Raw genomic sequence first — 14,218 nt, 5'->3', positions numbered from 1 at the left:
AGTCTGCGCACGGGAACCCTCCTGGGGTCGGTGGAGGCGCGGGGGTGGGGGCGCGCGGCCCGGCCCCGCTGGTGGCGGGGCCGGGCCGTTCCGGAGGGTGTTACAGGGTGAGCGTCCAGGAGTTGAGGTAACCGGTGTCGATCGACGCCAGGTCGCGCACGCGCAGGCGCCAGGTGCCGTTCTTCACCTCGCCCGACAGGTTCACCGTGTAGATCGTGTCGATGTTGTCGGTGCTGCTGCCCGTGCGGTTGTGCAGGTTGTACACCGAGCCGTCCGGCGCGACCAGGTCCACGACCAGGTCACCCTTGTACGTGTGCACGATGTGCACCTCGACCTTCGAGGTCGACGACGCGTTGCCCGTGCAGCCGGAGACGACGATGTTGCTGTACACGCCGGTGGTGTTGTTGTCCGGGATGCTCACATCGGTGCCGTTGGTGCTCGCGGCGCAGCCGCCGACCGGGTTGACCGTCCAGGTGAACGAGGCGGTGCCGGTCTTGCTCGCGCTGTCGGTCGCGGTGACCGTGACGCTGTAGCTGCCCGCGGTGGTCGGCGTGCCGGTGATCTGGCCGGTCGACGAGCTGATCGCGGTGCCGGCCGGCAGGCCGGTGGCGGACCACGAGTAGGGCGCGGTGCCGCCGGACGCGGTGCTGTTCAGGGTGACCGCGGTGCCGACCACGGTGGACTGGTTGCCGGGGCCGGTCACCGAGACGCCGCCCGGCGCTCCGCCTAGGGAGACCGCCGCGTTGTAGATGTCGTTGGCGAAGTAGCGCACCTCGGTGTACACACCCGGCTTCTGGGGCTGGGCGCAGCCGATGCCCCAGCTGACGATGCCGACCTGGATCCACTCGTTGGAGGCGTTCTTCTTGACCATCGGGCCGCCGGAGTCGCCCTGGCACGTGTCGACGCCGCCGGTGCTCCAGATGCCGGCGCAGATCTCCTCGTTGAAGATCAGACCGGCGTAGCTGCCGCCCGCGCTCTGGCACTGCGTGTCCGTGATGAACGGCACCTTCGCCTTGAGCAGGTAGCGCTGCTGGCTGCCGCCGGAGGCCGTCGCGCCCCAGCCCATCACGTCGAACTCGCCGCTGTGCAGCGAGGTGTCCGTGGCGATCTTCAGCAGCGGGGCCTGGGTGATCGGGCTGGAGAGGCGGACCAGCGCCCAGTCCTTGCCGTCGCCGTTGTAGCCCGGCGCGCGGTAGACGTAGTTCGAGGTGCGGGTGACCCGGGACGAGCTCTGCAGGTCGACCACGCCCCAGGTGGCGGTGATCGAGGTGTTGTTGCCGGTGGCGCTGACGCAGTGCGCGGCGGTGAGCACCAGGCTCGCGGTGTACATGGCGCCGCCGCAGCCCATGGACAGCCGCACCATCCACGGGAACTCGCCCTGCGCGGCCGGGGTGCCGCCCACGACGAGGTCGGGTCCGTCGATGAGTCCGGGGTCGCTCGGCGCGGCCTGCACCGGGGCCGTCGCCGCGGCCATGGCGATCATGGCGCCGGCCAGCGCGACGACGCCGGCACGCAGCGTCGTACGTAGTGAGTGCCTCACAGGATCCTCCCAAGGTCCACCCGGCGGCGGGCGCTTCTGGCGCGGGACCGCCGGAGAGTTTCCCTGGAAGCTAGCGGAAGGCAGTGATATATAGCAATATCGAAGTTGATTGTTACGACGTGATGTCGTGCCGGGCCGCGAGAGCCAGGGGGCGGGCCCGGCACGGCACCATGCGCCCGGGACACGGCGCACCGACGGGCGACCCGCTTTGACGCGGCGGCGCTCTTGCGCCACGATGACCGGTGAGCGGCAGTGGAGGAACCCGGTGTGAATCCGGGGCGGTCCCGCCACTGTCACCGGGGAGCGACCCCTCCCGACGCCCGCGCCGCCACGGCACGCCGCGTCGTCCCCAGGCCACGGCCGCAAGGCTGGAAGGCCGAGGGGGAGCGTCGATCCGGGAGCCAGGACACTCCGGCCGCTCCGGCGACGCCGACGACGTCGCTGCCCACCGTGTTCGCGGGCGAGGAAACCCGCGGAGAGGACTCGCGCATGGGCTCGTGCCTGAGCGGGCGTTGACCCCGCTGTACCCGTTCTCCGCCGTGGTCGGACTCGACGACCTGCGGCTGGCCCTGCTCCTCAACGCCGTCTCGCCCGCCGTCGGCGGGGTGCTGGTGCGCGGCGAGAAGGGCACCGCCAAGTCCACCGTGGTCCGTGCGCTGGCCGCGCTGCTGCCCTCGCTGGAAGCCGTCGTGGGGTGCCGTTTCGGCTGCGACCCGGCCGCGCCGTACGCGGCGTGCCCGGACGGGCCGCATGAGGCCGGGCCGGACGCCGTCGTGCGGCGCGCCCGGCTGGTCGAGCTGCCCGTCGGGGCCACCGAGGACCGGCTCGTCGGCGCGCTCGACCTGGAGCGCGTGCTCACCTCCGGGCAGGCCGCCTACGCGCCCGGCCTGCTGGCCGCGGCCCACCGCGGCGTGCTCTACGTGGACGAGGTCAACCTGCTCCACGACCACCTGGTCGACCTGCTGCTCGACGCCGCCGCGATGGGCGAGGCGTACGTCGAGCGCGACGGCGTCTCGGTGCGCCACGCCGCCCGGTTCCTGCTGGTGGGCACCATGAACCCGGAGGAGGGCGAGCTGCGCCCGCAGCTGCTGGACCGGTTCGGGCTGGCGGTGCAGGTGCGCGCCCCGCGTGAGCCGCGCGAACGCGCCGAGGTGGTGCGGCGGCGGCTGGCGTACGAGGCCGACCCGGCCGGCTTCGCCGCGCGCTGGGCCGAGGCCGACACGGCGCTCGCCGAGCGCATCGGGGCCGCGCGGACCAGGCTGCCCGGGGTGGTGCTGCCCGACGCCGAACTGACCCGCATCGCCGGGGTGTGCGCCGCGTTCGAGGTGGACGGGCTGCGCGCCGACCTGGTGGTGGCCCGCGCCGCGCTGGCCCTCGCCGCTTGGCACGGCCGCCCGGAGGTCACCGCGCAGGACGTACGCGACGCGGCCCGGCTCGCCCTGCCGCACCGCCGCCGCCGTGACCCCTTCGACAGCCCCGACCTCGACGAACAGGCCCTGGAGGACGCCCTGCGCCACGCCGCGCCGCCGGACGCCGGATCCGCGGAGACGGACGCTGACCCTGGTGAAGGCGCCCGCGACGGCGCCGACGGCCGAAGCGGCCCGCGCGACGGCGACCCACGTGACGACCCGCAGGGCGGCGACCCGCGCGACTCCGGCCCGGACGACAGCGGTCCGGACGACGGCGGCGACGGCCCCGGCGGCTCTCCCCGGCCCGGCGGACCCGGTGGCGGTGTGCCGGACCGGGAGGCTCCGACGGCCCGGCCGCATGGCGGTGCGCAGCGGCGGGAGCAGGACGGAGACAGCCGGTTCGCCGGGGCGGGGCAGCAGCACGCGCAGGCCGCCGCGCCGCGCCGGGCGCGGCTGTTCGCGGTGCCGGGCACGGGCGAGGGCACGGCGGGACGGCGCTCGCCGGCGTACACGAGGAACGGCCGCACCGTCGGCGCGAGGGTGCCCGGCGGCGGGCTGGCCGCGTTGCACCTGGCGGCGACCGTGCGGGCCGCGGCCCGGTGGCAGGGCGCGCGCGGCCGGGTGCCCGGCGGCCCGCTGCTGCTGGCCGCCGCCGACCTGCGCGAGCCCGTCCGGCGCGGGCGGGAGTCCAATCTCGTGCTGTTCTGCGTGGACGCCTCCGGCTCGATGGCGGCCTGCAGGCGGATGGGCGCGGTGAAGGGCGCGGTGCTGTCGCTGCTGCTCGACGCGTACCAGCGGCGGGACAAGGTCGGCCTGGTCACCTTCCATGGGGCCGAGGCCCGGCTGGTGCTGCCGCCGACGTCCAGCGTCGAGGCGGGCGCGGCGCGCCTGCGCGAGCTGCCCACCGGCGGCCGGACGCCGCTCGCGGCAGGGCTGCGCAGGGCCGCGCACACGCTGCGGGTGGAGCGGCTGCGCGACCCGCGCCGCCGGGCGCTGCTGATCGTGGTCACCGACGGCCGGGCGACCGCGGGCGCGGACCCGGTCGGCGAGGCCATGCGGGTCGCCGCCGGGCTGGCCGGGGACGGTGTCGCCGCCGTCGTCGTGGACTGCGAGTCCGGCCCGGTCCGGCTGGGCCTGGCCGCCCGCCTCGCGGCCGGGCTCGGCGCCGAGCACGTGCCGCTGACGGACGTCACCGCGCAGGGGCTCGCCGGAGTGGCCCGGCGCGACCGGCGCCGGGCCGCCTGATGAGCGCGGGCGGCCGCGGGGACCGTGGCCGCGGCAGGGGCGCCGCCGAGGACGCGCCGCGCACGGCCGGGTCGCGGCATGACCGCCCCCGCGCCGCCACCGAACCGACAGGAAGGTGCTGAGATGCCGCAGGGCAGGCCGGAGCACGTGCCCGAAGACGGGCTGACCACGCGGCAGCGCCGGAAGGGGCCGCTGCTCGCGGTGCACACGGGCGTGGGCAAGGGCAAGTCGACCGCCGCGTTCGGGATGGCGCTGCGGGCCTGGAACGTCGGCTGGCCCGTCGCCGTTTTCCAGTTCGTGAAGAGCCCGAAATGGCGGGTCGGCGAGGAGGCCGCGTTCCGGGCGCTGGGCGAGGCCCACGCGCGGACCGGCGCCGGCGCCCCGGTGACCTGGCACAAGATGGGTGAGGGCTGGTCGTGGCTGGCCCGGCCGGGCGACGAGCGCGACCACGCCGCCGAGGCGGCCGAGGGCTGGGCGCAGATCAAGCGGGACCTGGCCGCGCAGCGGTACGGCTTCTACGTGCTGGACGAGTTCACCTACCCGCTGCACTGGGGCTGGGTGCCCGTCGACGACGTGGTGGCGACGCTGCGCGAGCGCCCGGGCACCCAGCACGTCGTGATCACCGGCCGGTACGCCGCCCCGGCGCTGCTGGACGCGGCCGATCTGGTCACCGAGATGGGCAAGGTGAAGCACCCGATGGACGCGGGGCGCAAGGGCCAGGCAGGGATCGAATGGTGAGCCGGGCGGACGGCGGCACGGTGACGTGCGCGCTCCGTGCCGGACGAGCGGTGGCGTGGTGGTGACGATCCCGCGGATCGTGGTCGCTGCGGCGGCGTCGGGGCACGGCAAGACGACCGTGGCGACGGGGCTGCTGGCGGCTTACACCGCGCGCGGCATGAGCGTCGCCGGGTTCAAGGTCGGGCCGGACTACATCGACCCGACCTACCACTCGCTGGCCTGCGGGCGGCCCGGCCGCAACCTGGACCCGTCGCTGGTCGGCGCGGAGCTGGTCGGGCCGCTGTTCGCGCACGGCGCGGCGGGTGCGCAGCTCGCCGTCGTCGAGGGCGTGATGGGCCTGTACGACGGCCGCTCCGGCCAGGGCGGCTTCGGCTCGACCGCGCACGTCGCCGAGCTGCTGGACGCGCCGGTCGTGTTCGTGGTGGACGCGACCGGGCAGGGCCGCTCGGTGGCCGCGCTGCTGCACGGGTTCCGCTCGTTCGGCACGGTGCGCCTCGGCGGGGTGGTGCTCAACCGGGTCGGCTCCGACCGGCACGAGGAGATCCTGCGCGAGGCCTGCGAGGAGGTCGGCGCCCCGGTGCTCGGCGTGCTGCGGCGGGCCGCCGCCGTCGCGGTGCCCTCGCGGCACCTGGGGCTGGTGCCCGCCGCCGAGCAGAGCGGTGCCGCGGTCGACGCCGTACGCGCGATGGGTGAGCTGGTCGCGGACGGGATCGACCTCGGCGAGGTGCTCGCCGTCGCGCACGGCGCGCCGCCGCTGGACGTGACGCCGTGGTCGGCCGCCGAGGCGGTGGGCGAGCCGGTGGCGCAGCGGCCGGTGATCGCCGTCGCGGGCGGGCCCGCGTTCACGTTCGGCTACGCCGAGCAGGCCGAGCTGCTGCGGGCCGCCGGGGCCGAGGTGGTGCACGTCGACCCGCTGCGGGACGAGGCGCTGCCGCCGCGCACCGCCGGGCTCGTGGTCGGCGGCGGCTTCCCCGAGGTGTACGGCGCCGAGCTGGCCGCGAACAGGCCGCTGCGCGACGCCGTACGCGAGCTGGCCGCCGCGGGCGGCCCGGTCGTCGCGGAGTGCGCGGGCCTGCTGTGGCTGGCCCGGTCGCTGGACGGGCAGGAGATGTGCGGGGTGCTCGACGCGCGGGCCGTCATGACCGAGCGGCTCACCCTCGGCTACCGCGACGCCGTCGCCGTGTCCGGCAGCGTGCTCGCCGAGCCGGGCACCCGCGTCACCGGGCACGAGTTCCACCGCACCGCCGTCGCCCCCGCCGCCGGGCCCGCGCCCGCCTGGGCCTGGCGCGGCGCCGCCGCCGAGGGCTTCGTCCAGCATCGCGTACACGCCTCCTACCTGCACCTGCACTGGGCCGGGCGGCCCGGCTTCGCGGCGCGGACGGTGCGTGCCGCATGCGCCTGATCGGAGTCGGCGTCGGTCCCGGCGATCCCGAGCTGGTGACGCTCCAGGCGGTACGCCTGCTGCGCGCGGCCGGGCGGGTGTTCGTGCCCGTGATGGACCTGGGCGAGACCGGCCGGGCGGAGGCGACGGTCCGCGCGCACGCCGGGCACGACCGCGTCGAGCGGCTGGTGTTCGCGCTGAACGAGCGCGACGACGCGCGCCGCCGCGAGTCCCACTGGGACGAGGCAGGCCGCCGTGTCGCGGACTGGCTGCGCGAGACCGGCGGCACCGCCGCGTTCGCCACCATCGGCGACCCCAACGTGTACTCCACCTTCGGCTACCTCGCCGCCACGGTCCGGGCGCTGCTGCCCGAGGTCGAGATCGCCACCGCGCCCGGCATCACCGCGATGCAGGCGCTCGCGGCGGCGGCCGGGGTGCCGCTGGCCGAGGGCACCGAGCCGCTGGTGCTGGTGCCGCTCGCCCGGGGCGCCACGGCCCTGCCCGGCGCGCTCGCGTACGCCGAGGACGGCACGGTGGTGGCGTACAAGGGCGGGCGGCACCTGGACGAGGTCGTCGCCGTGGTGAAGGACGCCGGGCGGCTCGGCGGCGCGGTGCTCGGCACCCGGCTGGGCCTGCCGGGGGAGAGCGTGACGCCGCTGGCGACGGCGGCCGAGGCGCCGTACCTGTCGGCGGTGCTGATCCCGGGACGGCGTGAGGGAAGGGGCGGAAAGCTGTGAAGGTCGTCTTCATCGGAGCCGGGCCGGGCGCGGCCGACCTGCTCACCCTGCGCGGCGCGGCCGCGATCGCCGCGGCCGACGTGGTGATCTGGGCGGCCAGCCTGGTGCACCCGGACGTGCTGGCACACGCGAGGCCGGGGGCGCGGATCGTCGACTCGGCCGCGCTGACCCTGGAGCAGACGCTCGCCCTCTACCACCAGGCCGCGGCCGAGGATTTGGTGGTGGCCCGGATCCACTCCGGCGACCCGGCGCTGTGGGGTGCGCTGGGCGAGCAGCTCGACGCCTGCCGGGAGCTGGGGCTGCCCACCGAGGTGATCCCAGGGGTGTCCTCGTTCACCGCCGCGGCGGCCGCCGTGCAGCGCGAGCTGACCGTGCCGGAGGTGGCGCAGTCGGTGGTGCTGACCAGACTGGAGGGCGGCAAGACACCGATGCCGGAGCGCGAGTCGGTGCGCGCGTTCGCCGCGCACGGCGCGACCATGGCCGTCTTCCTGTCCGCCGCCCGGTCCGGCCAGCTCGCGGCCGAGCTGCTCGCGGGCGGGTACGCGCCGGACACGCCGGTCGTGGTGGCATACCGGGTGACCTGGCCGGAGGAGCTGGTCGTGCGCTGCACGGTCGACACGCTGGAGGCGGCGGTCAAAGAGCACCGGCTGTGGAAGCACACGCTGTTCCTGGTCGGGCCCGCGCTCGGCGAGGGGGCCGGCACCCGCAGCCACCTCTACCACCCGGGCCACTTCCACGGCTTCCGCCGGGCCGACCCGGCCGCCCGCGCCGCCCTGCGAGCGGGCCGTGCCTGACCAGCCCACCCCGCCGCCACCGGGCACAGCCCCGGACGTGCCCCAGCTGCGTGAGCCGGATCTGCCGCGGACCGCGAAGGACCGGCCGAAGGCGCTGCGGACCGGCTGGACGACAGGGACCTGCGCCTCGGCGGCGGCGAAGGCGGCGGTGGAGCTGCTGGCCGGCGGGGTGCCGCCGCGCTGGGTCGAGGTGGCGCTGCCGTCGGGGCGGCGGGTGACGTTCGCGGTCGCCGAGTCCGGCCTGGACGGCGACGCGGCGACCGCCGTGGTGGTCAAGGACGCCGGGGACGACCCCGACGTGACGCACGGCGCCCGGCTGACCGCGACCGCGCGCTGGTGGCAGGGCACGGGCGTATCGCTGCGCGGCGGCACCGGCGTCGGCACCGTCACCAAGCCCGGCCTCGGCCTGGACGTCGGTGGCCCGGCCATCAACCCGGTGCCTCGCCAGATGATCACGCAGGCGGTGGCCGAGGCCGCCGGTGGGCGCGGCGTCGATGTGGTGATCTCGGTGCCGGACGGCGAGCGCATGGCCCGCAAGACGACCAATCGCAGGCTGGGCATCCTCGGCGGGATCTCGATCCTGGGCACCACCGGCATCGTCCGGCCGTTCTCCACCGCGTCCTGGCGGGCCAGCGTGATGCAGGCGGTGCAGGTCGCCGCGGCGCAGGGCGAGCAGACGATCGTGCTGTGCACCGGCGGGCGCACCGAGGCGGGGGCGATGGCGCTGCTGCCGGAGCTGCCCGAGGTGTGCTTCGTCGAGGTCGGCGACTTCACCGGGGCCGCGCTGCGCACCGCCGCCGGGCACGGCATGACCGGGGTGGTCTTCGTCGGGATGGCCGGCAAGCTGACCAAACTCGCCGCCGGGGTGCTCATGACGCACTACACCCGGTCCGCCGTGGACACCGTGCTGCTCGGCCGGGTCACGACCGCCGCGGGCGGCCCGCCCGAGCTGGCCGCGCAGGTCGACGCGGCGAACACCGCGCGGCACGCGTACGAGCTGTGGGAGTCGGCGGGTCTGCTGCGCACCGCCGGGGACCTGCTGTGCGGGCGGGTGCGGGACGTGCTCGCCCGGTTCGGTGGGGGTGCGCTGAAGGCCGAGGTGGCGATGGTGGACTTCACCGGGCGTACGGTCGTGGCCGCGACCAGGCCGGAGTGGGTCTCATGCGCCGGGTGACGGTGATCGGCCACGACGGCGGTGCGCTCGGCCCGGCCGCCGTCGCGGCGCTGTCGAGCGCGACCCTGGTCGCGGGCGGTGCCCGGCACCTGTCCGGGCTGGACCTGGCCGCCGAGACGCTGGTGATGGGCCCGGTCGCGCCGGTGGTGGCCCGCGTCGCCGCGCACGAGGGCGAGGCGGTGGTGCTGGCCAGCGGCGACCCGGGTTTCTTCGGCATCGTCGCGGCCCTGCGCCGGGCCGGGGTCGAGCCTGTGGTGCTGCCGGCGGTGTCGAGCGTCGCGGCGGCGTTCGCCCGCGTGGGCCTGCCCTGGGACGACGCCCTGGTCGTGTCCGCTCACGGCCGAGACGCCGGCATCCGCGACTCCGCCCGTGCCTCCGCCCGCGACTTCGCCCAGGGCGGCGCCTTGCCCGGTGGCGTTGATCATGGTCGTGCGGACCATGATCCGTTTTTGTGGACGCCTGCTGTCGCTATAGCAGCACCAGGCGTCCACAAAAACGGATCTTCGAGGCTGCCGGACGGATTCCGGCGGGCCGTCAACGCGTGCCGGGCCCATCCGAAGGTGGCGGTGCTGACCGCCCCCGGCAACGGGCCCGCCGCCCTCGGCGCCGCGCTGGCCGGGTGGGACCGGACCCTGGTGGTCGCCGAGCGGCTTGGCGCACCGCAGGAACGGCTGGTCACGGTCACCGCCGCCGAAGCGGCCGAAGCCGAGTGGGCCGACCCGAACGTGGTGCTCGTGCTGGACCCCGCCCGCCCCGACGCCCGGACCCGGCCGGGCTGGGTCGCCGGTCCGGGTGCGGGCCCGCGCGGCTGGGCCCTGCCGGAGGCCGCGTACGCCCACCGCGACTCGATGATCACCAAGGCGGAGGTACGCGCGTACGCCCTGGCCCGGCTCGGCCCGCGCCTCGGCGACCTGGTCTGGGACGTGGGCGCCGGGTCCGGTTCGGTCGCCGTGGAGTGCGCCCGGTTCGGCGCGGCCGTGCTCGCGGTCGAGCGTGATCCGGCCGCCCTGCCCCTGATCACGGCGAACACGGCCGGGCTCGGCATCCGCGTGGTCGCCGATACGGCGCCCGGCTGCCTGGCCGCGCTGCCCGACCCGGACGCCGTGTTCGTCGGCGGCGGCGGCATGCCCGTGCTCGCCGCCTGCGCCGGACGCCGCCCCGCGCGCCTGGTCACCGCGCTCGCCGCCGTCGAACGGGCGGGCGCGGCGCTGACCCTGCTGCGCGCCGCCGGCTACCGGGCCGAGGGCGTGCAGTTGCAGGCTGCGCGGCTCAACCCGCTGCCCGACGGCACGCACCGGCTCGCCGCCACCAATCCCGTCTTCGTCGTCTCCGGGGAGCTGCCATGACCATCGGCCTTATCTGGGCCACCGCCGCCGGGCGCGCCGCCGCCGAGCGGCTGGCCGCCGCCTGGCCCGGCGAGTGCACCGTCCACCGGGGACGGGTCCGTGATCAGCTCGCCCGCGCCTGGGCCGAGTCCGACGCGATCGTCGCCTTCCTCGCCACCGGCGCCACCGTCCGCCTCCTCGCCCCCCACCTCACCCCGGACCCGCACCCCACCCCGGACCCGCACCCCACCCCGGACCCGCACCCCACCCCGGACCCGCACCCCACGCTGCACCCGGACCCCACCCCCGAACCTCGCCCCGCACCACGTGCTGACCCCGGCCCGGAGCCGCAGTTTCACCGAAACTGCAGCCTCGATGCGCTCGAAAGCTGCACTTTCCCCGAAACTGCCGCTGCCGCTGCGGCTGACGGCGGCGGCGGCGACCTTGGTGTCGGTGTCGGGGCGGGTGGCCGTGATGCGGGTGGTGGCGGTGGCAGGGCGGGGAGGGGCGTGCGGAGAGGGAAGGCGGACCAGCCCGGAGTGGTGTGTGTGGATGAAGCCGGGCGGTGGGCGGTGGCCCTGCTCGGGGGGCATGCGGGTGGGGCGAACGCGCTGGCCGGGCGGGTCTCGGCGGTGCTCGGGGCACAGCCGGTGGTGACCACCGGCACGGATACGGCGGGCATCCCGGGCCTGGACACGCTCGGCTTCGCGGTGGCAGACCCGGCGCGGCTCGCTGCCGTGTCGCGGGCCCTGCTCGACGGCGAGCCGGTCGACTGGCGCGCCGACCAGCTCTGGCCGCTGCCCGCCCTGCCGCCCAACCTCGGCGACAATCCGGGCGCGGCGTGCCGGGTGCTGGTCACCGACCGTGTCCCGGCCGTGCTGGAAGCGTCGGCCGACGACGAACACGCCCGCGGTCACGCGCCGGCGGCGACAAAGGACGGCGGCTTCGCGCACCGTGCAGGCCAGGCGCTGGTGCTGCATCCGCCGTCGCTGGTGCTGGGGGTCGGGGCGAGCCGCGGCGTGGCGGAGGAGGAGATCGCGGAGCTGGCCGACCGCGTACTGGCCACGGCGGGCCTCGCTGCCGCCTCGGTGTGCGCGGTGGCGACCGCGGACGTGAAGGCAGACGAGGCTGGCCTGCTCGCGTACGCGCGGCGGCGGGGCCTGCCCGTGCTCACGTATCCGGCGGCGGAGCTGGCCGCGGTGCCGGTGCCGAACCCGTCGGAGGTGGTGCGCGCGGCGGTCGGCACGCCGAGCGTGGCCGAGGCGGCGGCGCTGCTGGGCGGCCGCGCCCGGGGCCGCGACGCGCGGCTCGTGGCAGCGAAGACGGCGTCGGCGATGGCGACGGTCGCGGTGGCCCGGCTCGTCCCGATGGGACGGCTGGCGGTGATCGGCCTGGGGCCGGGCGCGGCGGATCTGCGTACGCCGCGGGCGACCGAGCAGCTGCGGGCCGCCTCGGTCGTGGTCGGTCTCGACCAGTACGTGGACCAGGTCCGGCACCTGCTGCGGCCGGGCACCCGGGTGGTGGACTCGGGCCTGGGCGCCGAGGAGGAGCGGGCGCGCACGGCCGTCGAGCTGGCGCGGGCCGGGCACGCGGTGGCGCTGATCGGCTCCGGCGACGCGGGCGTGTACGCGATGGCCTCGCCCGCGCTGGAGTTCGCCGGGGCGGACGTCGCGGTGACCGCCGTGCCGGGCGTGACCGCCGCCCTGGCCGCGTCGTCGCTGCTGGGCGCCCCCCTCGGGCACGACCACGTGTACCTCTCCCTGTCCGACCTGCACACTCCCTGGCCGGTGATCGAGCGGCGGCTGACCGCGGCGGCGCAGGCGGACCTGGTGGTGTGCCTCTACAACCCGCGCAGCGCCCGGCGCACCCGGCAGCTGCCCGCCGCGCTGGCGATCCTGGGCGCGCACCGGCCGCCGGACACCCCGGTGGGGCTGGTCCGCGAGGCGACCCGGCCGGGGGAGCGGGTGGCGCTGAGCACGCTGGCCGCGTTCGACCCGGCCACGGTGGACATGAACACGGTCGTGATCGTCGGCGCGAGCACGACCCGCACGGTGGCCGGGCGCATGGTGACGCCGCGGGGGTACGCGTGGATGCCGTCGTGAGCTTCGACGGCTGCCAGGGCTGCGGCGCCTGCCTGCTGACCTGCCCGGTGCACGCGATCCGGCCGGTGGCGGGCGACGGTCCGGCGGCGCTGTACGCCCGCCCGGACCTGTGCACGGGGTGCGGCGAGTGCGTCGAGGTGTGCCCGGTGGACGCGGTGACGCTGCTCGCGCGGGAGCGGCGATGAGGCGCACCGTGCACCCGATCGAGGCGGAGTCGTATCGCATCCTGCGGCGGGAGGCCGCGACCGGGCAGCTGCCGCCGTACAGCAGGGACGTGGCGGAGCGGATCGTGCACACCACGGCCGACCCGGGCTGGGTGGCCGACCTGGTGCTGGACGAGGCGGCGCTGGCCGCCGGGGCCGCCGCGCTGGCCGCGGGCGCGCCGCTGGTGGTGGACGTGACCATGGTCGGCGCTGGGATCACCCGCTACCCGTCGCGCTGCCTGGTCGCCTCGGTGCGGGCCGCGGAACTGGCCGCCGACCAGGGCATCACCCGGTCCGCGGCGGCGGTGCGGCTGGCCGCGGCCGAGTCCGCCGAGGGTGCGGTATGGGCGGTCGGCAACGCCCCCACGGCCCTGTTCGAGCTGCTCCGCCTGGCCGCCGCCGGGCAGGTCGCACCGGCGCTGGTGATCGGCCTGCCGGTCGGCTACGTCGGCGCGGCCGAGTCGAAGGCGGCGCTACGCGCGTCCGGCCTGCCCCAGCTGTCCAACGTCACCCCGCGCGGCGGCTCGGCCGTGGCCGCCGCAGCCGTCAACGCGCTGCTCTACGGCGACCCGGTGCCGGATCGCGACACCGGGCCCGGCTGATGAGGCACCGACCCGCGGCGACCCAGAGGTTGCCGAGCAGGACACGCAGACCCTCAGGAGGAGAGACCGTGACCACCACCCCGCCCGCGCTGCTCATCGCCGGGCACGGCACGTCCGACGCCGACGGCGCGGAGGACTTCCGCGCCTTCACCGACCGGGTCGGCAAGCGCCTGGCCCCGCGTGGGGTGACCGTCGGCGGCGGGTTCATCGAGCTGTCCCCGCCGCCGCTGGGCGAGGCCGTGGCCGGGCTGGTCGCGGCCGGGCACCGCAGGCTGGCGGCGGTGCCGCTGATGCTGGTCGCGGCCGGGCACGCCAAGGGCGACATCCCCGCCGCGCTGGCCCGCGAGCAGCACCGGCATCCGGGGCTGGCGGTGGCGTACGGCCGCCCGCTCGGCGTGCACCCGGTGATCCTGGCGCTGCTGCGGGAGCGGCTGGCCCAGGCCGGTGCGGACGGCGCGACCACGGTGCTGCTCGTCGGCCGGGGTTCCACCGATCCGGACGCCAACGCCGAGGTGGCACGGGCCGCGCGGCTGCTGGCCGAGACGGCGGCGGTGGCCGGGGTGGAGTACGCCTTCGTCTCGCTCGCCGCGCCCGGCGTGCCCGCGGGCCTGGACCGCTGCGCGGCGCTGGGCGCGCGGCACATCGTGGTGCTGCCGTACTTCCTCTTCACCGGCGTGCTGCCGCGCCGCGTCGCCGAGCAGACAGCCGCGTGGGCGAAGGCGCGCCCGGACACCGAGGTGCGCACGGCCGCCGTGCTCGGCGACACCGACGAGCTGGCCGACCTGGTGATCGAGCGTTACGACGAGGCGCTGGCGGGGGACATCCGCATGAACTGCGACAGCTGCGTGTACCGGGTGCGGCTGCCCGGCTTCGAGGACCGCGTCGGCGCGGCCCAGACCCCGCACCACCACCCGGACGACCACGACCACACCCACCATCACCACCACCACGCCTAGTGCCCGCCGGAC

11 protein-coding genes, 1 pseudogene and 1 riboswitch are annotated in these 14,218 nt (G+C 76.5%); of the genes and pseudogenes, 11 read left to right on the top strand and 1 reads right to left on the bottom strand.

What is annotated here, in order from left to right:
- Positions 1 to 100: 100 nt before the first annotated feature.
- Positions 101 to 1,540 (bottom strand): trypsin-like serine protease, encoded by a 1,440-nt coding sequence (locus tag CS0771_RS01430; protein ID WP_244870536.1) that lies wholly within the window; start codon positions 1,538 to 1,540, stop codon positions 101 to 103.
- Between the two features lie 255 nt (positions 1,541 to 1,795).
- A riboswitch (cobalamin riboswitch) is annotated at positions 1,796 to 1,952 on the top strand.
- A gap of 85 nt (positions 1,953 to 2,037) precedes the next feature.
- On the opposite strand from CS0771_RS01430, the gene CS0771_RS01425 reads away from it, so the two are divergent.
- The 11 genes and pseudogenes from CS0771_RS01425 (at position 2,038) to CS0771_RS01375 (ending at position 14,206) form a co-directional block, all read left to right on the top strand.
- Complete coding sequence (locus CS0771_RS01425) at positions 2,038 to 4,194, top strand: VWA domain-containing protein (RefSeq protein WP_244870535.1); 2,157 nt, start codon at positions 2,038 to 2,040, stop codon at positions 4,192 to 4,194.
- A gap of 123 nt (positions 4,195 to 4,317) precedes the next feature.
- The gene (cobO, locus tag CS0771_RS01420) at positions 4,318 to 4,932 is read left to right on the top strand and encodes a cob(I)yrinic acid a,c-diamide adenosyltransferase (RefSeq protein ID WP_212839435.1); all 615 of its coding nucleotides are present in this window, start codon (positions 4,318 to 4,320) and stop codon (positions 4,930 to 4,932) included.
- 58 nt (positions 4,933 to 4,990) lie between these two features.
- Complete coding sequence (locus CS0771_RS01415) at positions 4,991 to 6,334, top strand: cobyrinate a,c-diamide synthase (protein ID WP_212845551.1); 1,344 nt, start codon at positions 4,991 to 4,993, stop codon at positions 6,332 to 6,334.
- Complete coding sequence (gene cobI, locus CS0771_RS01410; RefSeq protein ID WP_212839434.1) at positions 6,325 to 7,050, top strand: precorrin-2 C(20)-methyltransferase; 726 nt, start codon at positions 6,325 to 6,327, stop codon at positions 7,048 to 7,050. Before CS0771_RS01415 ends, cobI begins: the two co-directional genes overlap by 10 nt.
- Positions 7,047 to 7,844, top strand: coding sequence for a precorrin-4 C(11)-methyltransferase (cobM, locus tag CS0771_RS01405; protein WP_212839433.1), 798 nt, complete (start codon positions 7,047 to 7,049; stop codon positions 7,842 to 7,844). Before cobI ends, cobM begins: the two co-directional genes overlap by 4 nt.
- The gene (locus tag CS0771_RS01400; RefSeq protein WP_212839432.1) at positions 7,837 to 9,018 is read left to right on the top strand and encodes a cobalt-precorrin-5B (C(1))-methyltransferase; all 1,182 of its coding nucleotides are present in this window, start codon (positions 7,837 to 7,839) and stop codon (positions 9,016 to 9,018) included. Before cobM ends, CS0771_RS01400 begins: the two co-directional genes overlap by 8 nt.
- On the top strand, positions 9,015 to 10,364 hold the full coding sequence (gene cbiE, locus CS0771_RS01395) for a precorrin-6y C5,15-methyltransferase (decarboxylating) subunit CbiE (protein ID WP_371821327.1): 1,350 nt from the start codon (positions 9,015 to 9,017) through the stop codon (positions 10,362 to 10,364). Before CS0771_RS01400 ends, cbiE begins: the two co-directional genes overlap by 4 nt.
- On the top strand, positions 10,361 to 12,445 hold the full coding sequence (cobJ, locus tag CS0771_RS01390; protein ID WP_256442783.1) for a precorrin-3B C(17)-methyltransferase: 2,085 nt from the start codon (positions 10,361 to 10,363) through the stop codon (positions 12,443 to 12,445). Before cbiE ends, cobJ begins: the two co-directional genes overlap by 4 nt.
- Positions 12,430 to 12,603, top strand: a pseudogene (locus CS0771_RS01385) (4Fe-4S binding protein); the annotation flags it as partial. The gene cobJ and the pseudogene CS0771_RS01385, both read left to right, overlap by 16 nt.
- A gap of 23 nt (positions 12,604 to 12,626) precedes the next feature.
- Entirely contained in the window at positions 12,627 to 13,250 is a 624-nt protein-coding gene (locus tag CS0771_RS01380; protein WP_212839430.1) for a precorrin-8X methylmutase, read from the top strand.
- Between the two features lie 68 nt (positions 13,251 to 13,318).
- Positions 13,319 to 14,206: a sirohydrochlorin chelatase gene (locus tag CS0771_RS01375; RefSeq protein WP_371821326.1), complete on the top strand. Its 888-nt coding sequence runs from the start codon at positions 13,319 to 13,321 to the stop codon at positions 14,204 to 14,206.
- The last annotated feature ends 12 nt before the right edge of the window (positions 14,207 to 14,218 follow it).

Source organism: Catellatospora sp. IY07-71, assembly GCF_018326265.1.
Lineage (GTDB): Bacteria > Actinomycetota > Actinomycetes > Mycobacteriales > Micromonosporaceae > Catellatospora.
The sequence above is the reverse complement of the archived record's forward strand: the minus strand, read 5'-3'. Positions and strand labels throughout refer to the sequence as shown.